The sequence below is a fragment of the Paraburkholderia saeva genome (assembly GCF_907164555.1).
GTDB lineage: Bacteria > Pseudomonadota > Gammaproteobacteria > Burkholderiales > Burkholderiaceae > Paraburkholderia > Paraburkholderia saeva.
Window position 1 is genome coordinate 78,119 of the sequence record NZ_CAJQZC010000007.1, and the last position, 24,170, is coordinate 102,288.

Sequence of the window (24,170 nt, forward strand, 5' to 3'; positions counted from 1 at the left end):
TTTGCGCGAGTGAAGAATTGAGTATCTAAAGGAAAAGCGATGAGTACTACTGCTTTGGTAGAAGGCAAGATCGTACAGTGCATCGGCGCGGTGATCGACGTGGAATTTCCGCGTGAAACCATGCCGAAGATTTACGACGCGCTCATTCTCGAAGGTTCGGAACTGACCCTCGAAGTCCAGCAACAACTGGGCGACGGCGTCGTCCGTACCATCTGTCTGGGTGCATCCGACGGCCTGCGCCGCGGCACGATCGTCAAGAACACGGGCAACCCGATCAGCGTGCCGGTTGGCAAGCCGACCCTCGGCCGGATCATGGACGTGCTGGGTCGCCCGATCGACGAAGCCGGCCCGATCAACTCGGACGTGGTTCGTGGCATTCACCAGAAGGCACCGAAGTTCGACGAACTGTCGCCTTCGACGGAACTGCTCGAAACCGGCATCAAGGTTATCGACCTGATCTGCCCGTTCGCCAAGGGCGGCAAGGTTGGCCTGTTCGGCGGCGCCGGCGTGGGCAAGACCGTGAACATGATGGAACTCATCAACAACATCGCGAAGGAACACGGCGGTTACTCCGTGTTCGCAGGCGTTGGCGAGCGTACCCGTGAAGGGAACGACTTCTATCACGAAATGAAGGACTCGAACGTTCTCGACAAGGTCGCGCTGGTGTACGGCCAGATGAACGAGCCGCCGGGCAACCGTCTGCGCGTTGCGCTGACCGGTCTGACGATGGCTGAGCACTTCCGTGACGAAGGCCTCGACGTGCTGTTCTTCGTCGACAACATCTACCGTTTCACGCTGGCCGGTACTGAAGTGTCGGCACTCCTCGGCCGTATGCCGTCGGCAGTGGGCTATCAGCCTACTCTCGCTGAAGAAATGGGCAAGCTGCAAGAGCGTATTACGTCGACGAAGACCGGCTCGATCACGTCGGTGCAGGCCGTGTACGTCCCTGCGGATGACTTGACCGACCCGTCGCCGGCTACGACCTTCGGCCACCTGGACGCAACCGTCGTGTTGTCGCGTGACATCGCTTCGCTGGGTATCTACCCGGCAGTCGACCCGCTCGATTCGACCTCGCGTCAGATCGACCCGAACGTGATCGGCGAAGAGCACTACTCGATCACGCGCGGCGTGCAGCAAACGCTGCAACGCTACAAGGAACTGCGCGACATTATCGCGATTCTGGGTATGGACGAACTGTCGCCGGAAGACAAGCTGTCGGTCGCGCGCGCTCGTAAGATCCAGCGTTTCCTGTCGCAGCCGTTCCACGTTGCTGAAGTGTTCACGGGCTCGCCGGGCAAATACGTGCCGCTGAAGGAAACGATCCGCGGCTTCAAGATGATCGTCGAAGGTGAGTGCGATCATCTGCCGGAGCAGGCGTTCTACATGGTCGGCACGATTGACGAAGCCTTCGAAAAGGCCAAGAAGATCCAGTAAGGCTTGAGTGCAGGCAACGAGGCGCGGATTTTGCGGGTATCCAGGTAAAAGCCGCGCCGAACGCATCACGCTCAACCAGGAATCGACACCATGGCAACTATCAAAGTAGACGTCGTCAGCGCGGAAGAGCAGATCTTCTCGGGCCAGGCGAAATTCGTCGCGCTGCCGGGCGAAGCGGGTGAACTGGGCATTCTGCCGGGCCACACGCCGCTCATCACGCGGATCCGTCCGGGTGCGGTGCGCATCGAAGTGGAAAACGGCGAGGAAGAATTCGTGTTCGTCGCCGGCGGAATCCTTGAGATCCAGCCGGGCGCAGTGACGGTCCTGGCCGACACCGCAATCCGCGGTAAGGATCTCGACGAAGCCAAGGCCGAAGAAGCGCGCAAGCGTGCTGAAGAAGCGCTGCAGAACACGGGTTCGAACCTCGAATACGCTACCGCGCAAGCGGAACTCGCGTATGCGACGGCTCAGCTTGCTGCGATCCAGCGCCTGCGCAAGCTGCGCGGTCAACACTGATCGCACGGCAACACGCAGCAGAAGTAGAAAAAAAGCAGCCCTTCGCGGCTGCTTTTTTTTGTTCATCACTTGACGTTTACGGAAAGGTAAGCAAAATCGCAGTTTGCTTTACCGACGGTGAAGGGCCCAGCACGAAAGCGGGAACAAAAAGCTGCGGGTAACACTTGATGCCGCGCAGTCACACGCCGGTGGCACAATCGGTTTCAAATTCATTTCAATCGGGCGACGACGCTTCGCTCGCGGAGGCAGACATCATGGCAAGCCAGACTGGAGGCGCGGGCGCGCTCATCGCGCCGAAGGACAACCTCTCATACGTTCGCGGCTCGACGGAGAGTGTACTGAGCGAGGCAACCGTCGGTCAGTTTCTGCAGGACACGGCGCGCCGCTTTCCGGAACGTCCCGCCGTGGTGTTCCGGGAGCAGCGCATCCGCTGGACGTGGAAGGAGTTTTCCGACGAAGTCGATATCCTTGCCGCCGGCCTGCTTGCACTCGGAATCGAAAAGGGCGACCGCGTCGGCATCTGGTCGCCGAACCGGGTCGAATGGCTGCTGACGCAGTTCGCCACCGCGCGCATCGGCGCGGTGCTTGTCAACATCAACCCGGCGTACCGGCTGGCCGAACTCGAATACGCGCTGAACAAGGTCGGTTGCAAGGCGATCATCTCCGCGCACAGCTTCAAGTCGTCGATGTATCTGGAGATGCTGCAGGAGCTTGCGCCCGAACTGGCCGTGCACGCGCCCGGTGAACTGCGCGCGGAGCGTCTGCCGGAACTGCGTTATGTGATCCGCATGTGCGACACCGAAACACCAGGCATGCTGACGTTCTCCGACGTCATCGAGCAGGGTCGCGCTTCGCTCGACGCCGCGAGGCTCGACGCGATCGGCGCTACGTTGTCGGCGCATGAGCCGATCAACATCCAGTTCACGAGCGGCACGACCGGCAACCCGAAGGGCGCAACGCTCACGCACAGCAATGTCGTGAACAACGCCCGCTATATTGCGATGGCCATGCGCCTGGGCGAAGACGACAGCCTGTGCATTCCGGTGCCGTTGTATCACTGCTTCGGCATGGTGCTGGCTGTGCTCGCGTGCGTATCGGTGGGCGCGAACATGGTTTTTCCCGGCGAGGCTTTCGATCCGCTCGCGACACTGACCGCCGTCGCCGAAGAGCAATGCACGGCGCTTCACGGCGTGCCGACGATGTTCATCGCCGAACTCGACCATCCGGAATTCGCACGCTTCGATCTGAGCCGCCTGCGCACGGGCATCATGGCGGGCTCGCCGTGCCCGATCGAAACGATGAAGAAAGTCGTGTCGAAAATGCATCTCGGTGAAATCACGATTGCATACGGCATGACGGAAACGAGCCCGGTCTCGTTTCAGAGTTCGACGACCGACCCGCTCGACAAGCGCACGACAACTGTCGGCCGCATCCAGCCGCATCTGGAAGTGAAGCTTGTCGACGCGAGCGGCGATGTCGTGCCGGTCGGCGAAACGGGCGAACTGTGCACAAAGGGTTACTCGGTGATGCTCGGCTACTGGGGCGACGAAGCCAAAACGCGCGAAAGCATCGTCGATGGCTGGATGCACACCGGCGACCTCGCGACGCTTGATGCTGAGGGGTACTGCAATATCGTTGGCCGCTTGAAGGACATGCTGATTCGCGGCGGCGAAAACATTTACCCGCGCGAAATCGAGGAATTCCTGTTCCGTCATCCGAAGATCCAGAGCGTGCAGGTGTTCGGCGTGCCCGACCCGAAGTACGGCGAAGAAGTATGCGCGTGGATCGTGCTGCGCCCGGGCGAGCAGGCCACGGCGCAAGATGTGCAGGAATTCTGTCGCAACCAGATTGCGCACTACAAGGTGCCGAAGCATATTCGCTTCGTCGACGAACTTCCGATGACCGTGACCGGCAAGGTGCAGAAGTTCGTGATGCGCGAGCGGATGATCGAGGAACTGAAAATCATCGCGGACAAGACCGCGTGATCCAGGAAACACGGCAAGCCATTACGTCGCGCACAGGCGCGCAATGGCTTGCCGGAACCGCGTTCCTGGAACAGCTTGATAGCCCAAACGTCCACGAAACTCCGCTGAAGAAGCGGGGAGCAAACGTTTGGCCAGACGAAAAAAAAGCGGGCCTGGAGCCCGCTAAAAACCACACGCTACGGGGTTAGCGCGAGGAGACCAATGAAGGAACCGACTGGGACGGCGCACATCCGCCGACCACGGCCCCAGCAGGGATGCCCCTTTTCAGGGCTTCGGCAAAGCCGACCGGCATAGTGCATCGTATCCGCTCACACTACGCACGCAGCCACATCCGTGTTGAAACCGTTGAAGGGCATTGTGGGCGAATAACTCTGCCAGCGCGGTAACAAAGTGTTTCAGGTTGTAACGCCCGTCAGACAAGGCTTTGCGGGATTATGTGCCGACCCGGCGTGTTTCAAACGTCATTTTTACCGGTGGGAATTCGTGGATTCCTGGCAACCGGCCGACGCTATCCGTCAACCCATACTGCGCCTTTTTATCGCGTGTTGGGAGCCGGGATTTCCCGGCATTGGGCGTCGCTCTCATGCGCCGTTTCAATCGTCATGGGGAAGGGTGTTCCTCCCCATGACGCGGCTGAATCAAGGTGCAAACCCGGCCGGCGCGCGTTGCCCGGCCGGGCAACCACATCTCTCAAAGAACTACTTCAGCCACTTGTCCTGAATGGCCTGATATTCGCCGGTCGCGCGCGCGAGATGCAGCCACTGGTCCACGTACTGCTGGAGCACGACGTCGCCGCGCGGCACCATCCATGCCTTTTCACCGTACTGGAACGGCTTGTCCGGATGCACGGAGCACAGGCCTGGATTGAGCTTTTGCTGCAGCAGCGTTTCGGACGCGTCGGTGACCATCACATCGGCCTTGCCGGCGAGGATCTGCTTGAACACCGTCACGTTGTCCGGATAGACCGTCAGGTTCGCGTGCGGGAAAAACTGCTTTGCGAAGCGCTCGTTGGTGCCGCCCGGATTGACGATCACGCGCGTGGACGGCTGGTCGATCTGTGCGACGGTCTGGTACTTGTTGACGTCGTCGCAGCGCACAATCGGCGTCTTGCCGTCGATCATGTACGCCTCGGTGAAGAACGCGCGTTTCTGGCGGTCGAGCGTCGTCGATACACCGCCGATCGCGACATCGCATTTTGCGACGAAGTCGTTCATCAGGTTCGACCACGATGTTTTCACGAACTCCGCCTTCACGCCGAGCGAGTGCGCGAGGGATTCGGCCATGTCGATGTCGATGCCCTCGAACTGGCTGTCCGGCTTGTAGAACGAATACGGCTTGTAGTCGCCGGTCGTGCAGGCGCGCAGTGTGCCGCGCGCGACGATTTCGTCGAGACGCGACGCTTGCGGCGCAGCGGCCGTGTTTGCCGCGCTGTTCGTCTGCGCGGAAACCGGGCTCACAACAGTCAGTGCAGCGGCGCAGATCAGGGCGCCGGCCCATGCGAGGGCGGTCTTGTTCATCGAGTCTCCTTCGTTTGTCTGTTATTGGAAGATAAATGCGTTTAAGGCCGCTGATGATAGCCCGGCAACCCGATGTTGATAAGGTTGCGGAGGCGTTCCAACCACTGCATCAGTCCCTAAGCCCGACGTCTCCGAAGGCTTCCGCATGGTCGCAACAGACAGACGCGTTTATTCGCTGCATCCAGCGCGATGCGGGCGGCGCTGTCCGGTAAAATGGCCCTTTGCCTCCAGTCGCCCGCAACGTGGTCAATACTCTTCTGAACGACACATTCCTGCGCGCGCTCATGCGCCAGCCGACCGAATACACGCCGATCTGGCTGATGCGTCAGGCGGGTCGCTACCTGCCGGAATACAACGCGACGCGCAGCCGCGCGGGCAGCTTCCTCGGTCTCGCGAAGAATCCGGATTACGCGACGGAAGTCACGTTGCAGCCGCTCGACCGCTATCCGCTCGACGCCGCGATTCTTTTCTCCGACATCCTGACGATTCCCGACGCGATGGGCCTCGGCCTCGACTTCCAGACGGGCGAAGGTCCGAAGTTTGCACGTCCCGTGCGCACGGAAGAAGACGTCGCACGCCTCGCGGTGCCGGACATCGACGCCACATTGCGTTACGTGACGGATGCCGTCAGCCAGATCCGCCGTTCGCTCGTCGACGCGCAGGGCCGGCAGCGCGTGCCGCTGATCGGCTTTTCGGGCAGCCCGTGGACGCTTGCGTGCTACATGGTCGAAGGCGGCGGTTCGGCCGACTTCCGCACCGTGAAGTCGATGCTGTATGCGCGTCCTGACCTGATGCACCGCATCCTCGACGTGAACGCGAAAGCGGTGGCCGCCTACCTGAACGCGCAGATCGAGGCCGGTGCACAGGCCGTGATGATCTTCGATACATGGGGCGGTGCGCTCGCCGACGGGACCTATCAGCGCTTCTCGCTACACTACATCCAGCAGGTCGTCTCGCAGCTCAAGCGTGAACATGAAGGCGCGAAAGTACCGGTCATCACCTTCACGAAGGGCGGTGGCCTGTGGCTTGACGAGATCGCCGCGACAGGCGTCGATGCGGTCGGGCTCGACTGGACCGTGAATCTTTCGAAGGCGCGCGAACGTGTCGGCGACAAGGTGGCGCTGCAGGGCAATATCGACCCCTCGGTGCTGTTCGCGTCGCCTTCGGCGATCCGGATCGAGGCGCGCGCCGTACTCGACAGCTTCGGCAACCATCCCGGCCACGTCTTCAATCTGGGCCACGGGATCTCGCAGTTCACGCCGCCAGAGCACGTCGCCGAACTCGTCGACGAAGTACACCGGCACAGCCGTGCTATTCGCGCCGGCAGTGTGTCAGCGTGAGGTTCTCAGCGTGAAAATTTTGTTGCAGTGCGATGAAGTGGGCTCTCGGCATAAGGGTGGTACTGGGTCGTGGAGCCCGTCGCGCGGCCATCCTGCAATTGTCAAGACTTGACTTATGCACATTTGCCTCGCTGCGCCGCAGTAGAGCGTCGCATCGCTGTTTTGGGCTTGCAAGTTGTGTGCGAGTTTGATCCGCGCCTTGACTGGCAAGGGTTTCCGCGATTATTTGAGATATGTGCGGTAGCCCACAGAACGACGGCGGGGCGCCGTTTTCGTGCCAAGAAAACAGAGTTCTCAACAAAGTTATCCACAGGCTCGGCGGACCGATTGCAATTCTTCAGTAGAATCCAAAGCTTGGCGTTTAAAGTGAGGTTTTACTTTAACTTCCGCGCCTTCGCTCAGGCGCTTCGGGTCACCCGATCTGCCCCGCTTTACAGGGTAAGCGCTGCGTGAGCGACGTTTTTGTGCGCGTTGCGCTCGATCACCCACTGCCGACGCTCTTCGACTACCGGTGTGATACCGAGCCGGCACCCGCGCCAGGGATGCTCGTGAGCGTGCCGTTCGGCAAGCGCGACACGGTTGGCCTCGTGTGCGAAGTGAGCGATCGAAGCGACGTACCCGCCGGCAAGGTGCGCGCAGTGAACGCAGTGTGCACGGCATGCCCGCCGCTATCCGCCGCGTGGCTCAAGCTGGCGGCGTTCGCGGCCGACTACTACCAGCGTGGAATCGGCGAAGTCGCGTTGCCAGGCCTGCCTCAGGCGCTGCGCGACGCAACGCGCTGGGCACGGCTGCTCGCGCCGGAAGAGCGCTATCGTTTGATGCAGGCGGGTCGCGAAGCGTTGCCTGATGCGTTGCCGGCCCGCGCCAGCGCGCTGCGCCGTCTCGCCGGGGTGCTGGCCGAAGCCGGCTCGCTGTCCGCCGCCGATGCGCGCGCCCTGCATCCGAAGGCCGTCGCGACGCTCGACGCCTGGGCGGCGGAAGGCTGGGTCGAGCGCGACGTGATCGAAGCCGCCGACGTACGCGCAACGCCACCCGCCGACGCGCCGCCGGCCACGCTGCCAACACTCACCGACGAACAGACCGCCGCCGTCGAAGCGATTCGCGACGCGGTCGGCTTCGCGCCGTTCCTGCTGCACGGCGTAACGGGCAGCGGCAAGACCGAGGTCTATCTGCGTGCGCTGGCCGGCCTGCTCGCCGCCGATCCGCACGCGCAGGCGCTGGTTCTCGTTCCTGAAATCAATCTCACGCCGCAGTTCGAAGCGGCGTTTCGTGCGCGCTTCGCTGCGCTCGATTCCGGCGCGATCGTCACGCTGCATAGCGGGCTGGCGGAGGGCGAGCGGGCGCGTCACTGGTTCGCCGCCCACGCCGGACGCGCGCGGATCGTGCTCGGCACCCGGCTCGCCGTGCTGGCCTCGCTGCCAAAGCTGGCGATTATCGTCGTCGATGAAGAGCACGATCCGGCTTACAAGCAGCAGGAAGGCTTGCGCTACTCGGCGCGCGATCTCGCGATCTATCGCGCGAAGCAGCTCGGCATTCCGGTCGTGCTTGGCTCCGCGACGCCTTCGCTCGAAAGCTGGTGGCAGGCGGATCAGGGGCGCTACACGCGGCTTACGCTGTCGCGCCGCGCAGTGGCCGACGCGGTGCTGCCGGCAGTCAAGCTGATCGATCTCGAGGAAGAACACCGGCGCGGGCGTGCGTCGATCGACGGCCTGTCGGGTCCGCTGATCGCGGCGCTGAAATCGCGGCTGGAACGCGGTGAGCAAAGCCTCGTGTTTCTCAACCGGCGCGGTTACGCGCCCGTCCTTTCGTGCGATGCGTGCGGCTGGGTCGCCGGTTGCCCGCGTTGCAGCGCGTACGTCGTCCTGCACAAACCCGAGCGCGCGATGCGCTGCCACCACTGCGGCTGGGAATCGCGCATTCCGCGCTCATGTCCGGATTGCGGCAACGTCGACATCGCGCCGCTTGGGCGCGGCACGCAACGCGTCGAGGAAACGCTTGCCGAAGTCGTGCCCGGCGCGCGCGTGCTCCGCATCGACGCCGACAGCACGCGCCGCAAGGGCAGCGCGCAGGCACTGTTCTCCGACGTGCACGCGGGCGAAGTCGACATCCTCGTTGGCACGCAGATGATCGCGAAGGGACACGACTTCCAGCGCGTCTCGCTGGTGGGCGTCGTGAACGCCGATACCGCGCTGTTTTCCCACGACTTTCGTGCGAGTGAGCGACTTTTCGCCCAGCTGATGCAGGTCAGCGGGCGCGCGGGCCGTGCCGGTCTGCCGGGCGAAGTGCTGGTGCAGACGCGCTATCCGCGTCACGCGCTCTATCACGCGCTTGCACGCCACGATTACGTCGGCTTCGCCAGGTCGCAGCTCGGCGAGCGGCGCGATGCGCATCTGCCGCCGTTCGTCTACCAGGCGTTACTGCGCGCCGAAGGCCGCACGCTCGAAGCGGCACTCGCGTTCCTGCAGCAGGCCGCCGCCCAGCTAACGACGATTTCCGCGGCCGAACGCGTGACCGCGTACGATGCCGTGCCGCTGACCATCGTCAAGGTGATGCACGTGCATCGCGCGCAGTTATTGATCGAGAGCGCATCGCGCGGCGCGCTCCAGGCCACGCTGCACGCGTGGCAGCCGATGCTCCGCACGCTCAAGGGCGTGCTGCGCTGGACTCTCGAGGTCGATCCGCTCGACATCTGACGCGGGCTGGCTGGGCGCCGCGCGGGCAAATCCCTTCCGGTTATATCGATAGAGCGAAAGGTCGTTTCGTTTCTCGTTGTTGCTCGACTATATTTCGCCCGATCGGCGCGAAATTCACAACAATCTGGATCCGACCAACCCTTGCGCCGACGCACCTCAACTTCCCGGGGCCTTGCGACGATGAGCGATACAAACCACAGCCTGCCGGCGGGCGCGCAGCCCGCAACGGCAGACCGCACCGGACGCACGACGCGTGGCGGCGGCGGTCTCTTTTCAACCGAAGACTGGTGGGCCGTCTGGATTGGCCTCTTCGTGATCGTGATCGCGTGGGCGCTGTTCGCGTCCGGCGGCAGTATCAAGTGGCTGGCGGTTGCACCCGCCCGATGGTCGAGCGTCGGGGCCGCCGGCGCGGACGTCGTCAAACATCTGCCGAACTACGTCGCGCTTTTCGTCGTGTTTGCTGTGCTGTTCAGCATCGGCCTTGCTGTGCTCAGGCAGAAGGTCGCGCACTTCCTGCCGTCGTTTCTGATCCTGTTCGTCGTCTCGGTGCTGATTTTCGAACTCGGTGCGTGGAACAACGCGGCAAAGTACAACCTGGAGCCGCCGCTGGTTGCTCTCGCGCTCGGTCTCGTCATCTCGAATGTCTTCAAACTGCCGGAGTGGTTCTCGGCCGGCTTGCGCGTCGAGTTTTACATCAAGGTCGGCATCGTGCTGCTGGGCGCGACGTTGCCGTTCACGCTGCTCGTCTGGGCGGGGCCTGTCGCGGTCGGCCAGGCGACGATCGTCTCGCTGATCACGTTCTTCGTCATTTTCTTCGCCGGCAAGGCGTTCGGCCTCGACCGGCGTTTCGCGGCGGTGCTCGGCGTGGGCGGCGCGGTGTGCGGCGTGTCGGCGGCCATTGCGATTGCGGGTGCCGTGCGCGCGAAGCGTGAGCAGGCTTCGGTGGCGATCACGCTCGTGATTCTGTGGGCGATCGTGATGATCTTCGTGCTGCCGTTCGCGTCACGCTCGCTCGGGTTGCCGACCGGCGTTGCAGGCGCGTGGATCGGCACTTCCGAATTCGCCGACGCTGCCGGCATCGCGGCCGCGCAGGCCTACGGCGACTTCGCGAAGAGCGCGGGCGGCGTGATCGCCGGCGCACCGGAGGCGTCGTTGCAGGCGTTCACGCTGATGAAGGTGGTCGGCCGCGATATCTGGATCGGCATCTGGGCGTTCCTGCTGGCGATCGTCGCGACGACGCGCTGGGAATCCGAAGACAGCGGCGTGAAATCCCGTGCCGACGCAGGTGAAATCTGGGCGCGCTTTCCGAAATTCGTGATTGGTTTCGTGATCGCGTCAGCGCTGGTGACGTGGATTGCCAGTCACTATTCGCTCGCGGATTACCGGAAGGTCGTGACGCCCGAATTCGTCGCGCCGATTACCGCGCTGCGTACCTGGGCGTTTATCTTCTGCTTCTTCAGCATCGGGCTGACGACGCGTCTGCGCTCGCTCACGGCGACCGGCCTGAAGCCGTTCCTGGCGTTCACGGCGGGCGTCGCGGTCAATATCGCCATCGGCTACGTGCTGTCCGCGCACGTATTCGCATCGTACTGGAATAGCCTGGGACAGTGACCGTGAAGCCCAGCGGCACTTCGACGCTCGCGCGCGGCACGCCGGAGACGGCCGCGCTGCGCGAGCCAGTGCGGTGTTGCGCCGGATGCCGGCATCGGGCCGACGACCGGCATTCTCTCGAGCAAAGCATTCCGGGCCTCACCGTCTTCAGTTCGGGTTTCGGCGCGAGCGTGGCGGCGAGCCGGCTGTGTCGTCTGCACGACCAGCTCGTCTCGCCCGACGACACCTGCAGCCAGTTCGACCCGACGCCCGCCCGCATGTCTGCCTGAGCGGCGCTGGTTCACGCGTCGCTCAGGACGCGCTTTTTGCCGATCCTTCGCTACGCACATCGACGCGCGCTGCTTCCACCCGTTTTGCGGCCGAACACGACGCGCCGCGAATGAAGAACACCGCGCACAGCGCGCACATCGACCAGATGCCGGTCACAACCATCCACTTTTCCATTTCCACCACCTTCCGTATGCAGGGCGCCTGTTTTGCGGCGTATGCCTGTATATCGGCACGGCGCGCGATTCGATAAGGGTGAGACGAAAAGATTCGGGCCAGGGAAAATACCGATCGCAACCGGGCGCACCCGGCGCAACCCGATCAGGCGCAAACGCCAGTGGCATAAGGGATTCAGAAGGGTGCAACCTTTTGCGGAGAGCGGTTGCACCTTTTTAATTGGAGGCGTACGATTCGCCCACTTTCTAGTCTTTCGCCGATGGTCAAATCGGCATTCGAAGGAAACATGGCGAGCACTACCCTTGGCGTCAAGGTTGACGACCTCCTCCGTTCCCGGCTGAAAGATGCCGCCACGCGTCTCGAACGCACGCCGCACTGGCTGATCAAGCAGGCGATCTTCGCGTATCTGGAGAAGATCGAGCATGGCCAGCTGCCCGCCGAGCTGTCGGGCCTGAACGGCGTGGCCGAGCTGGCCGAGAGCGCAGCCGTCGATTCCGACGAAGAGAGCGCCTCGCATCCGTTCCTCGAATTCGCGCAGAGCGTGCAGCCGCAGTCGGTGTTGCGCGCGGCGATCACGGCCGCGTATCGCCGGCCGGAGCCGGAATGCGTGCCGTTCCTGCTCGGTCAGGCGCGTCTGCCCGCGAACCTCGCCGGTGACGTAGAGGCGCTGGCCGGCAAGCTCGTCGAAACGCTGCGCAGCAAAAGCAAAGGCGGCGGCGTCGAAGGGCTGATCCACGAATTCTCGCTGTCGAGCCAGGAAGGCGTCGCGCTGATGTGCCTCGCCGAAGCGCTGCTGCGCATTCCCGATCGCGCCACGCGCGACGCGCTGATCCGCGACAAGATCAGCAAGGGCGACTGGCGCTCGCACGTCGGCCAGGCGCCGTCGCTGTTCGTCAACGCCGCGACGTGGGGCTTGATGATCACCGGCAAGCTCGTGACGACCAACAGCGAAACGGGGCTTTCGTCGGCGCTGACGCGTCTGATCGGCAAGGGCGGCGAGCCGCTGATCCGTAAGGGCGTCGACATGGCGATGCGCCTGATGGGCGAGCAGTTCGTCACGGGCGAGAACATTTCCGAAGCGCTGGCCAATAGCCGCAAGTTCGAAGCGCGCGGCTTCCGCTATTCATACGACATGCTCGGCGAAGCCGCGACGACCGAAGCCGACGCGCAGCGCTACTACGCATCGTACGAGCAGGCGATCCACGCGATCGGCAAGGCGGCAGGTGGCCGCGGCATCTACGAAGGCCCGGGCATCTCAATCAAGCTGTCGGCGCTGCACGCACGCTACTCGCGCTCGCAGCAGGAACGCACGATGAACGAGTTGCTGCCGCGCGTGCGAGCGCTCGCGATCCTTGCGCGCCGCTACGACATCGGCCTGAACATCGACGCCGAAGAAGCCGACCGCCTCGAAATATCGCTCGATCTGCTCGAAGCGCTGTGCTTCGATCCGGAGCTGGCCGGCTGGAACGGCATCGGCTTCGTGGTGCAGGCGTATCAGAAACGGTGCCCGTTCGTGATCGACTACATCGTCGATCTGGCGCGCCGCAGCCGTCACCGCATCATGGTCCGTCTCGTGAAGGGCGCGTACTGGGATACCGAAATCAAGCGTGCGCAGGTGGACGGCCTCGAAGGCTATCCGGTCTACACGCGCAAGATCTATACGGACGTCTCGTACCTCGCCTGCGCGAAAAAGCTGCTTGGTGCGCCGGATGCCGTCTATCCGCAGTTCGCGACGCACAACGCGCACACGCTCGCAGCGATCTATCACCTCGCCGGCCACAACTACTATCCCGGCCAGTACGAATTCCAGTGCCTGCACGGCATGGGCGAGCCGCTGTATGAAGAAGTCACCGGCCGCGACAAGCTGAACCGTCCGTGCCGCGTGTACGCGCCGGTCGGCACGCACGAAACGCTGCTTGCGTATCTCGTGCGCCGTCTGCTGGAGAACGGCGCGAACACGTCGTTCGTGAACCGCATCGCCGACGAAACCGTCGCGATCAAGGACCTCGTGGCCGATCCGGTCGACGAAGCGTCGAAGATCACGCCGCTCGGCGCGCCGCACGCAAAGATTCCGTTGCCGCGTCAGCTGTTCGGCACCGAGCGTCTCAATTCGATGGGCCTCGATCTGTCGAACGAACATCGGCTGGCGTCGCTGTCGTCGGCGTTGCTGGCAAGCGCGCATCATCCGTGGCGCGCCGCGCCGATGCTCGCCGACAGCGACATCGCTGATGGCGCCGCACGCGACGTGCGCAATCCGGCCGATCAACGCGATCTCGTCGGCACGGTGGTGGAGGCGAGTTCCGAGCATGTGAGCGCCGCGCTCACGCACGCGGTCGCCGCCGCGCCGATCTGGCAGGCGACGCCAGTGGAGGCGCGCGCCGATTGCCTCGCGCGCGCGGCCGACCTGCTCGAAGCGCAGATGCATACGCTGATGGGTCTCATCGTGCGCGAAGCGGGCAAGTCGCTGCCAAACGCCATCGCGGAAATCCGCGAAGCGATCGACTTCCTGCGCTATTACTCCACGCAGATCCGCACGGAGTTTTCGAACGACACGCACCGCCCGCTCGGTCCGGTGGTGTGTATCAGTCCGTGGAATTTCCCGCTCGCGATTTTCATGGGCCAGGTTGCTGCGGCACTTGCTGCCGGCAACACGGTGCTCGCGAAGCCGGCAGAACAGACGCCGCTGATCGCCGCGCAAGCCGTGCGTATCCTGCGCGAAGCCGGCGTGCCGGCGGGCGCGGTGCAACTGCTGCCGGGCGACGGCGAGACGGTCGGCGCGGCGCTGGTGTCCGATGCGCGTACGCGTGCCGTCATGTTCACCGGTTCCACGGAAGTCGCACGTCTGATCAACAAGACGCTGTCGTTGCGGCTCGACGCGGACGGCAAGCCGATTCCGCTGATCGCCGAAACGGGCGGCCAGAACGCGATGATCGTCGATTCGTCGGCGCTCGCGGAACAGGTCGTCGCCGACGTGCTTCAGTCGTCTTTCGACTCGGCCGGTCAACGCTGTTCGGCGCTGCGCGTTCTTTGTCTGCAGGATGACGTCGCGGACCGCACGCTCGAAATGCTGACGGGCGCGATGGGCGAACTCGCGGTGGGCAATCCGGACCGTCTGTCGATCGACGTCGGCCCGGTGATCGACATCGAAGCGAAGCGCGGCATCGATGCGCACATCGCCGCGATGCGCGAGAAGGGCCGCAAGGTCGTGCAGCTGCCGATGCCGGAAGGCTGCGCGGCAGGCACGTTCGTGCCGCCGACGCTGATCGAGCTCGACAGCATCGACGAGCTGAAGCGCGAAGTGTTCGGCCCCGTGCTGCACGTGGTGCGCTATCGCCGCAACGCGCTCGACAAGCTGCTCGACCAGATCCGCACGACGGGCTACGGGCTCACGCTTGGCGTCCACACGCGGATCGACGAGACGATCGCGCATGTGATCGGCCGCGCACACGTCGGCAATATTTACGTGAACCGCAACGTGATCGGTGCGGTAGTGGGGGTTCAGCCGTTCGGCGGCGAAGGGCTGTCGGGCACAGGGCCGAAGGCGGGCGGCGCGCTATATCTGCAGCGTCTGCTGGCCAAGCGCCCGGCTGGTCTGCCGAAGTCGCTTGCTGCGGCACTTGTGGTGGATGCGCCGCAGTCATCCCAAAATGCGGGTGGAATGGGAGACAATCCGGCTGCCGCGCTGACCGCACTGCGCGACTGGCTGATCGGCGAGGGGCAGGCGACGATCGCCGCGCGCTGCGACGGTTACCTGTCGCACGTGCTCGCGGGTGCGACGGCGGTTTTGCCGGGGCCGACCGGCGAGCGCAACACGTACACGCTGGGCGCACGCGGCACGGTGCTGTGCGTGCCGTCGACACAAGGCGGCGCCCGCGCGCAGTTCGCGGCTGTGCTGGCAACGGGTAACCGCGCGCTTTTCGAAGGCGCGGCAGGCGAGCAGCTGGTAGCTGCGTTGCCGGCAGGATTGAAGCAACACGCAAGCGTGAAGAAGAACGCAGAGGCCGCTTTCGATGCAGTGCTTTTCGAAGGCGACAGCGACGAACTGCTCGCGCTGGTGAAGGAAGTCGCGAAACGGCCGGGGCCGATCGTATCGGTGCAGGGCGTGGCGGCACGCGCGCTGGAAAGCGGCGATGAGGATTACGCACTTGAACGTCTGTTGACGGAACGTTCGGTCAGCGTAAATACGGCAGCAGCAGGCGGCAATGCGAATTTGATGACGATTGGCTGAGCGAACCTCAACGATCAATTCAAAAAAATGGAAGCGGCACGGCGACCCCGATGCTGCTCCACTCACACCTGGTACCAAGGAGAAGCTATGCAACACACGATGAAAGGGCTGACAGCTGCGACGCTCGTCGCGGTCATGTCGCTGGCGGGGACCGCGCAGGCACAAACGGCTGAAGACGTGAAGATCGGCTTCGCCGGTCCGATGACGGGCGCTCAGGCGCACTACGGCAAGGACTTCCAGAACGGCATCACGCTGGCTGTGGAAGACATGAACGCGACAAAGCCGGTGATCGGCGGCAAGCCGGTGCACTTCGTGCTCGACTCGGCGGACGACCAGGCTGACCCGCGCACGGGCACGACGGTTGCACAGAAGCTCGTCGACGACGGCATCAAGGGCATGCTCGGCCACTTCAACTCGGGCACGACGATCCCGGCATCGCGCATCTACGCGAACGCCGGTATCCCGGAAATCGCGATGGCGACGGCGCCTGAGTACACGCAGCAAGGCTTCAAGACGACGTTCCGCATGATGACCTCCGACACGCAGCAAGGTTCGGTGGCTGGCACGTTCGCCGTGAAGACGCTCGGCGTGAAGAAGATTGCGATCGTCGACGACCGCACTGCATACGGCCAGGGTCTGGCAGACCAGTTCGAGAAGGCCGCGAAGGCATCGGGCGCGACGATCGTCACGCGCGAATTCACGAACGACAAGGCAGTCGACTTCAAGGCGATTCTGACGAAGCTGAAGGCCGCGAACCCGGACCTGATTTATTACGGCGGCGCGGATTCGCAAGCTGGCCCGATGGTCAAGCAGATGAAGACGCTTGGCATGAAGGCACCGCTGATGGCTGGCGAAATGGTCAAGACGGACACGTTCCTGAAGATCGCGGGTGACTCGGCGAACGGCACGGTGGCTTCGCTGGCTGGCCTGCCGCTGGAAGAAATGCCGGGCGGCAAGGACTACACCGCGAAGTACAAGAAGCGCTTCAACGAAGACGTGCAGACGTACTCGCCGTACGCGTACGACGGCGCAATGGCACTCTTCAACGCAATGAAGAAAGCCAACTCGACGGATCCGGCAAAGTACCTGCCGTTGCTCGCGCAGACGTCGATGCCGGCTGTGACGGCGAAGGACCTCGCCTACGACAGCAAGGGTGACCTGAAGAACGGCGGCATCACGTTGTACAAGGTTGTCGACGGCAAGTGGACGACGCTGCAAAGCGTGGGCGGCAAGTAATAGCCGGCCGATAGCCACGCATCAGCTGCATACCGGATCGCGTATTTCCCGGCGATCCGGCGGTTTCAGAAACACCCCGCGAGCAATCTGGCTCCCGGGGTGTTTTTTTGCGCCAAATTTAAGAGCGAATCTCTTAAATAGGCGGATATACGCAGACGGGCCTGATTTCTATCCGTTTTGAATAATCCGTTTTGTAATCATCGAAACCTTGATTTAGATTCAGTCGTCTGATTTACGGGTCATATGGCTAACGGCTAATCTTGATCGCATAGAAGTTTAATGCCGCGATCATATTGCTTAGTGAAGCTAAATATATGACGCCCATCGTTCGATCGGACAGCATCGGAACAACGAGATGTCAGAGGCGATATCAGAAGTCGGGAATCGTGGGCGGCCCCAGGTGGGGCTAATTCAGACGAAAACGGACGGTCCAGTGTCAATTAAGACAGAGCAGGAAATAACCGCATGGTTGATCGCCTATACGCAGGCGCATTTCAACATCGCGTGGGACGGTACGCCAGCCAGCCTGGCCGATCTGGGTATTGACTCGTTGTCGGGAGCCGAATTGTTGGGCGCGCTGGAGCACTGGCTTGCTGTTTCGATCCCGGTTGAGTTTCTGGATCGCGTCACCGATTCGACCGGGCTCGGCGCCGCGCTGGTGGCATTGCAGCAACCCTCAAAGGCCGGCCTGGCGACGGCCAGCGTCTTCGAAACTTTCGTCAATCCGTTTCTGGCGAGAAAGCTCGAACAGATTCGCATCGACAGGTCGTTCGTTCGCGCGAAAGGCGCCTTTCTATACGACGAAGATGGCGAGGCATACCTCGACTTCCTGGCACAGTACGGCGCCGTTCCATTCGGACACCATCCTGAGGAAATCTGGAGTGCGGTCGATGCATTGCGCGCCGACGCGGAACCGGTTTTTGCGCAGCCGTCGCTGCTGGTATCGGCGGGGCGCCTCGCACAACGGTTGATCGAGCTGGCGCCGCCTGGACTGCGATACGTAACGTTCACGAACAGCGGCGCGGAGTCGGTCGAAGCCGCGCTCAAGATGGCGCGTCACGCCACCGGTCGAACGCGCATTCTATCGACGAAAAACGCCTTTCACGGGAAGACGTTCGGCGCGTTGTCGGCCACGGGCAAGCCCGACTATCAGTCGCATTTCGGCCTGCCGCTCGCCGGTTTCGATCACATCGAATATGGCGACGCCACCGCGCTCGAGTCGCGCATCGCTTCCCACGCGGGTGTCTATGCCGCGTTTATCGTCGAGCCGATCCAGGGGGAAGGCGGTGTCCATGTGCCGCCGAAAGGCTATCTGTCCGCCGTCGAGGCAATCTGCCGACGCCATGGCGTCGTGCTGATTGTCGACGAAGTGCAGACCGGACTTGGACGCACCGGCGCGATGTTCGCATGCGAATACGAGGGCGTGCGTCCCGACATTCTCCTGTTGTCGAAAGCGCTGGGCGGCGGCGTCGTGCCGGTCGGTGCCGTGCTGAGCACCCAGGCGGTGTACAGCGAAAAATTCGCGTTGAAGCACTCGTCGACGTTTGCGGGCAATGCGCTGGCGTCACGAGTGGCACTCGCCACGCTGGACCGACTCACACGCAACGATGGCGAACTGCTGCGGCATGTGCAGGTCGAAGGCGCCAGGCTCAAGCAGCGGCTGGAGGCGATGCGTGCACGCTTCCCGCATCTGGTCAGCGAGATTCGCGGGCAGGGTTTCATGCTCGGCATTCGTCTTTGCGCTGACCGTGCCCGCTGGCCGGAGAACTTCCTCGGTATTGCCGCGCAGGAGGGCGAACTGGCCCAGTTTGTCGCAAGTTATCTGCTGAACGTCGAGCGCGTCCGCTTTGCACCGACGCTCAATCGTGGCGATGTACTGCGCGTCCAGCCGCCGCTCACCGCGACGCGCGAACACTGCGACAGGGCGGTCGACGCGCTGGAGCGCGCGCTGGGTGTGCTGGCGGCGCGCGATACCGGCACGTTCTTTCGGGCGCTGCTGCGCCGCGAAGCACCTGGTCACGTGGAAATACCGAATGTTTCCAGTGCCGCTGAAGCCATATCGAGCGTCGCGTCTCACTCGCCGTCACATCAGTCCGCAGGCGCGGCATCAGACGAACATCGCTTTGGGTTTCTGATTCATCCGCTCGACGCGCAGAGCTATGCCGATTACGACCGCAGCCTGAACGTCCTGAACGCGCACGAACTCGCGGAGTTCGCGATGAGCATGGACGGCCTGATCGATCCCGTCATCGGTTCCAGTGCGCTGATTGAATCGCCGGCGGGCACAAAAGCGCGTGGCGACTTCATCATGATCAGCCACACGGCGGCGCAGTTACGGCAACTTTCGCAACACGAGGCGATCGCCGTTCTGGCAAAGGGCATCAGGCTCGCACGCGAGCGGGGCGCTCGAATCGTCGGACTGGGTGCCTACACGTCCGTGGTGAGCGGTGGCGGCGCGCAACTCCTGACGCCGGGTATCGCATTGACGTCGGGCAATTCCTACACCGTCGCCGCAGGCGTCGAAGCACTCGACGACGTCATGCGTCGCACCGGCCGTCCGTGGGGCACAAGCGCGGCCGCGGTCATTGGCGCGGCGGGTGCGATCGGCTCCTGCATGGCAGTTCTGCTGTCGCGCCGCGCGGCACGGGTGCTGCTGATCGGCAATCCCGCGCACGCCCGGGAAACCGGGCGCGCAAGACTGCTTGCCGTCGCGCGGATGATCGTCAAAGGCGCACTTTTCGCGGGCGAAGAAGCCCCGTTCCCGGGCTCCGTCGCGGCGCAGATCAGACACGCGGCGGGGCGCGCCGATGTGACAGCGCGCGTGTCCGATGTCGACGATCTGATCGTCCAACTCGAGGCGAACTGCGCACTCGTGCTCACGGGTGACATCCGGACGCTCCGCGAGGCGGACGTCGCGTTGGCGGCAACCAGCTTTCCCGGCGACGTCATCGATGAAACCCTGCTGCAGCCGGGAACCATCGTGTGTGACATATCGAGGCCGCGTTCCATTCCGGCTTCGATCGTTAAGGCGCGTCCGGATGTACTGGTCATCGACGGCGGCGTTATCGCGTTGCCGGGTTCCCCACGAATCGGTCCGTACGGCATTGCGCCCGGCACTGCGTTCGCATGCATGGCCGAAACGATGCTGCTCGCACTCGAAGGACGCTTCGAGAACGTGAGTATCGGCAACACCCTGGACGTACAGGAGATCGCGCGGCAACAGCAACTCGCGCGCAAGCACGGGTTCACGCTTGCGGGCCTGCAGAGCTTTGGCCGTCCGCTGGCGGAGGCGCACTGGCAACGCTTCATCGATCTCGCCAGCCATCGTACCGTTCAGCTCGCCTGAGCCGCGCAACGACCGTTCCGAATCAAGGAGATTTCCATGACCGCATCGAACCGACCGCTGAAGCTTCTGGTTCCGGCCGCGCCATACGCCAGTTCGAGTCTCGTCGACATCGCGCGCGGCCACGCGCATGACAACCCGGCTGGGCGGCCTTTCACGTACATCGACTATTCGGCCTCGCAGCCCTTCGACATGTCGATTACTTACCGGCAATTCGACCAGCGTGCGAGGCAGATTGCGGCGCTATTGCAAGCCGGGGGCAAACCGGGTGAGCGCGTATTGCTGCTCTATCCGGCGGGGCTCGACTATCTGTGTGCGCTTTTTGGCTGCCTGTATGCGGGCATGATCGGCGTGCCGGCATATCCGCCGCTCAATCCGCGTTTGCGCGACCGTCTTGCCGCCGTCGCGCAGGATTGCGGCGCGCGGGCTGCGTTGACAACCACTGCAACGCTCGATGAACTGCGCGACGAGGCCGGTCCGCTCGCGCGTCTGCGCTGGTTCGCAACGGACACCGATCTCGACGTGACGGGTCTCGAAACCGCATGGCGCGATCCCCGCGCACATCGCGAACAGATCGCCATCCTGCAATACACGTCGGGTTCCACGGGCACGCCGAAAGGCGTCAGGCTTACCCACGGCAATCTGTTGAACAACGTCTACCTGATCGCGCTTCACATGCAGTTCAGGCCCGACGATCACAATCTGAGCTGGCTGCCGCCGTATCACGACATGGGGCTGATTGGCGCACTGCTTGCGCCGTTCTGTGCTGGCGTGCCCGTCACCTTCATGGCGCCGGCTGCTTTTCTGCGCCGGCCTGAGCGATGGCTCGCCGAACTGTCCGGGCGGCGTTGCACGTTGAGCGGCGCGCCCAATTTTGCTTACGAACTGTGTGTCGACAAGATTGCGGCGGAAACGCTCGATTCGCTTTCGCTCGATCTGTCCAGCTGGGAACTCGCGTACAGCGGTGCGGAGCCCGTGCGTGCCGACTCGTTGAACCGTTTCGTCGAGCGCTTCGCGCCGTGGGGATTCCGGCGTCGCGCCTTCTATCCGTGTTATGGCATGGCCGAGACCACGCTCTTCGTGACAGGCAAGCGCAGAGACGAGTCGCCGCGCACGCTGTCGGTCGACAGCGTGGCGTTCGCGAAGGCGGGCCAGGGCGTCGCCTTCGCGAACATCGCGCCCGAAGCAATGACGCGCGAGCTGGTGAGCTGCGGCCAGCCTGCAACCGATCTGGATGTGCGGATCGTCGATCCGGATACCGAAACTGAGCGTGCCGACGGATGCGTCGGCGAGATCTGGGTGGCGGGACCATCGGTGGCAGCGGGATACTGGGAGCACCCTTCCGCCACGGCCGCAGCGTTCGGCGCCCAGATTCGCGACGGCGCGGGCCGCTATCTCAGGACCGGTGATCTTGGCTTCATGCACGAAGGCGAACTGTACGTCAGTGGCCGCCTCAAGGACCTGATCATCATTCGCGGCGTCAACCACTATCCGCACGACATCGAGCGGACGGTCGATCATTGTCACGAGGCCATCCGGCCGGGATGCGGCATCGCGTTCTGCGTCCCGGTGAGCAACGAGGATCACGTTGTATTCGTGCAGGAGATCAACCGGCGCGACGTCGCGCGCGCGGATGAAATCAGCGCCTGCATTCGGGATGCCATTTACCGGCATCACGGCATCCAGCCCTACGCAATCGTTCTGATTGCCAATGCCAGCATTCCCAAGACAACAAGCGGAAAGCTGTCGCGGCGCCCTTGCCGCGAACAGTTTCTCGAAGGTCGCCTTCAGGTCATCGCGCAGTGGACGAACCCGCGTCTCGCCGACATGAGGCCTGTCCATGCCGCGCAGCCTGAAACGCCACTTCCCGCCTGAACCGTTCGTTTCATGGTCCTTTTACAGGAGAGTTTCATGTCCACGCTTTCGTCGGACGTCGCCGCTTTTGTTCCCGCGTTCGATCCGCTTGTTCCACATCCCGCACACGTGCGCGATCCCTATCGCGTCTATCGACAGCTGCGCGAGCACGCACCCATGTACCGCTCGCCGCACGGCGTGTGGGTTGCCAGCGCGCACAGGGAAGTCTCGTACATGCTGAAAGATGCGAACTTCGGCCGCGGCTATTTTTACTTCGAGAACATGGCCGAACGCCTCGGACCGGGCATCCTCGATCAACCGGTTTATGCGTCGGCGCGCAACATGATGGTGATGAAAGATGGCGACGACCATTTGCGCGTACGCAGCGCAGTCGCGCGAAGTTTCTCCCTTAAGCGGGTCGAAGCACTGCGTCCGTTCATGCGCAGCGTGATGAACCGGCTGATCGATGACGCGCTTGGCAAGACATCGTTCGATGTCATGCTGGATCTGGCTTTTCCCCTGCCAAGCGCAGTGATCTGCCATCTGATCGGCATTCCGGAACACGACTGGCCGAAGTTCAGCCAGCGCAGCGCAAATGGTTCGCGTGCGCTCGAACCTGCGCCGCTGAGTCCACTGGAACTATTCGAACAGAACAAGGCGATCAACGAGTCTCATGAATATTTCCAGTGGCTGATTGAATTGCGTCGGCGCGAACCCGGTGACGATCTGACCTCCCAGCTGATTGCGGCGGAAGCAGAGGGCAAGGTCACTCGCGCCGAGACGATCGACAACCTGCGCATGATGTTCGTCGGCGGTCAGGAGACGACCGTGAACACGATCGGCAATGGCCTGCTTGCGCTGTATCAGCACCCCGACCAGTTGCGCGCGCTGAAAAGCGACATGACGTTGTTGCCGGACGCTGTCACCGAGATGGTGCGCTATGACTCCGCAGTGCAGATGACACCGCGCCAGGCACGCGTGGACATCGAGGTCGCGGGCGCTTCGATCAAGGCGGGCGAGACGATCCTCTGCATCGTGGCATCCGCGAATCGGGATTCGAGCGCGTGGCCGGATGCCGACCGCTTCGATATCTCGCGCCGCAACAGCTATCCGCTTTCGTTTGGCGGCGGCCCGCACTACTGCCTTGGCGCGCAGCTCGGCCAGGTGGAAACCGAAGTAGCGCTACAGACGATTTTCGAGCGGCTGCCGGATCTCAGGCCTGAAGTCGACAACCCGCGCTGGCTGCCCGGCACGGTGGTGTTTCGCGGACTGCAGTCGCTTCCTGCTACCGCGTGAGGGAGGCCGTTACATGATCCGCAAATTCATGACAGGTCTCGTCGCCGTGGCGCTGGTTTTTCTGCTGCCCGCCGCGGTGCTTCAACCTGACGCGCTCGTTTCGTCGAAGCTCTGGGCAATGGTCGGCCTCGGGATGCTCGCCTCACTGACGCAGCCTGCCTACAGCCCGCTCGACCGCGATGCGCCCCCCGAAGATCGAGGCACCGCGCGGCAGCTCGTCTGGACGGTGTATCTCACGTCACTGGGTGGCGTTCTCGAATGCCTCGTGTGGCGGTATCCGGCGAGCATGGCGTGGGACGAGCTTGCCATCACCGCTTTCGCGGTTGCGATAGCAGGCGCCTTGCTGCGTGCGTGGGCTGTCGCGGAACTCGGGCGCTTCTTTACGTGGCACGTGCGCGTGCAGACGGGCCAGCAGGTGATCTCGACTGGCCCGTATCGCTTGATGCGGCACCCGAGCTACACGGGCGCGTGGTTCCTTTACACCGGCCTGCTGATCGCCATGCATGCGCCTGTCGCGGCGGCGTTCGCCGGCGTGCTGCTTCTCGCGGCTTTCGTGCGACGCATCCGCTACGAAGAAGGCCTGATGCTGCAGACGTTTGGCGCGCAGTACGTCACTTATTGCGGTCGCGTGAAGCGACTGGTTCCGTTCATCTGGTAACCCAGGAAACTAGAC

Annotated in this window: 15 protein-coding genes; 13 read left to right on the forward strand and 2 right to left on the reverse strand. The window is 63.1% G+C overall.

Annotated features, from left to right (window positions below; all coding sequences use genetic code 11):
* The first annotated feature begins 39 nt into the window (after positions 1-39).
* From atpD to LPA36_RS18955, 3 genes are all read left to right on the forward strand, one after another.
* Positions 40-1,434, forward strand: coding sequence for a F0F1 ATP synthase subunit beta (gene atpD, locus LPA36_RS18945; RefSeq protein ID WP_228879930.1), 1,395 nt, complete (start codon positions 40-42; stop codon positions 1,432-1,434).
* 90 nt (positions 1,435-1,524) lie between these two features.
* Positions 1,525-1,950, forward strand: a complete 426-nt coding sequence (locus LPA36_RS18950) for a F0F1 ATP synthase subunit epsilon (protein WP_228879932.1) — start codon at positions 1,525-1,527, stop codon at positions 1,948-1,950.
* A 254-nt stretch (positions 1,951-2,204) separates the two neighbouring features.
* Complete coding sequence (locus LPA36_RS18955) at positions 2,205-3,935, forward strand: AMP-binding protein (RefSeq protein WP_228879935.1); 1,731 nt, start codon at positions 2,205-2,207, stop codon at positions 3,933-3,935.
* Positions 3,936-4,633: 698 nt separating this feature from the next.
* On the opposite strand, the gene LPA36_RS18960 is transcribed toward LPA36_RS18955, so the two are convergent.
* Entirely contained in the window at positions 4,634-5,452 is an 819-nt protein-coding gene (locus LPA36_RS18960; protein WP_228879937.1) for a transporter substrate-binding domain-containing protein, read from the reverse strand.
* Between the two features lie 242 nt (positions 5,453-5,694).
* On the opposite strand from LPA36_RS18960, the gene hemE reads away from it, so the two are divergent.
* The 4 genes from hemE to LPA36_RS18980 all read left to right on the forward strand — a co-directional run bounded on the left by hemE (position 5,695) and on the right by LPA36_RS18980 (position 11,365).
* The gene (gene hemE, locus LPA36_RS18965; protein ID WP_228879939.1) at positions 5,695-6,792 is read left to right on the forward strand and encodes a uroporphyrinogen decarboxylase; all 1,098 of its coding nucleotides are present in this window, start codon (positions 5,695-5,697) and stop codon (positions 6,790-6,792) included.
* Between the two features lie 449 nt (positions 6,793-7,241).
* Positions 7,242-9,485: a primosomal protein N' gene (locus LPA36_RS18970; RefSeq protein ID WP_228879941.1), complete on the forward strand. Its 2,244-nt coding sequence runs from the start codon at positions 7,242-7,244 to the stop codon at positions 9,483-9,485.
* Positions 9,486-9,665: 180 nt separating this feature from the next.
* Positions 9,666-11,096: a YeiH family protein gene (locus LPA36_RS18975; protein WP_228879943.1), complete on the forward strand. Its 1,431-nt coding sequence runs from the start codon at positions 9,666-9,668 to the stop codon at positions 11,094-11,096.
* Between the two features lie 2 nt (positions 11,097-11,098).
* Complete coding sequence (locus LPA36_RS18980; RefSeq protein ID WP_228879945.1) at positions 11,099-11,365, forward strand: hypothetical protein; 267 nt, start codon at positions 11,099-11,101, stop codon at positions 11,363-11,365.
* Between the two features lie 22 nt (positions 11,366-11,387).
* On the opposite strand, the gene LPA36_RS18985 is transcribed toward LPA36_RS18980, so the two are convergent.
* On the reverse strand, positions 11,388-11,540 hold the full coding sequence (locus LPA36_RS18985; RefSeq protein WP_228879947.1) for a hypothetical protein: 153 nt from the start codon (positions 11,538-11,540) through the stop codon (positions 11,388-11,390).
* 286 nt (positions 11,541-11,826) lie between these two features.
* Between LPA36_RS18985 and putA the strand changes: the two genes are divergently transcribed.
* The 6 genes from putA (at position 11,827) to LPA36_RS19015 (ending at position 24,155) form a co-directional block, all read left to right on the forward strand.
* A complete protein-coding gene (gene putA, locus LPA36_RS18990; RefSeq protein ID WP_228879949.1) occupies positions 11,827-15,768 on the forward strand; it encodes a trifunctional transcriptional regulator/proline dehydrogenase/L-glutamate gamma-semialdehyde dehydrogenase in 3,942 nt (1,313 codons plus the stop codon).
* Between the two features lie 87 nt (positions 15,769-15,855).
* A complete protein-coding gene (locus LPA36_RS18995; RefSeq protein ID WP_228879951.1) occupies positions 15,856-17,004 on the forward strand; it encodes a branched-chain amino acid ABC transporter substrate-binding protein in 1,149 nt (382 codons plus the stop codon).
* A 433-nt stretch (positions 17,005-17,437) separates the two neighbouring features.
* Positions 17,438-20,350 carry an aminotransferase class III-fold pyridoxal phosphate-dependent enzyme gene (locus tag LPA36_RS19000; RefSeq protein ID WP_228879954.1) on the forward strand — a complete coding sequence of 971 codons (2,913 nt, stop codon included), beginning with the start codon at positions 17,438-17,440 and terminating at the stop codon, positions 20,348-20,350.
* Between the two features lie 36 nt (positions 20,351-20,386).
* Positions 20,387-22,222, forward strand: coding sequence for a fatty acyl-AMP ligase (locus LPA36_RS19005; protein WP_228879956.1), 1,836 nt, complete (start codon positions 20,387-20,389; stop codon positions 22,220-22,222).
* A gap of 36 nt (positions 22,223-22,258) precedes the next feature.
* Positions 22,259-23,497: a cytochrome P450 gene (locus LPA36_RS19010; protein ID WP_228879959.1), complete on the forward strand. Its 1,239-nt coding sequence runs from the start codon at positions 22,259-22,261 to the stop codon at positions 23,495-23,497.
* Positions 23,498-23,510: 13 nt separating this feature from the next.
* Positions 23,511-24,155 (forward strand): methyltransferase family protein, encoded by a 645-nt coding sequence (locus LPA36_RS19015; RefSeq protein ID WP_228879962.1) that lies wholly within the window; start codon positions 23,511-23,513, stop codon positions 24,153-24,155.
* Positions 24,156-24,170 lie beyond the last annotated feature (15 nt).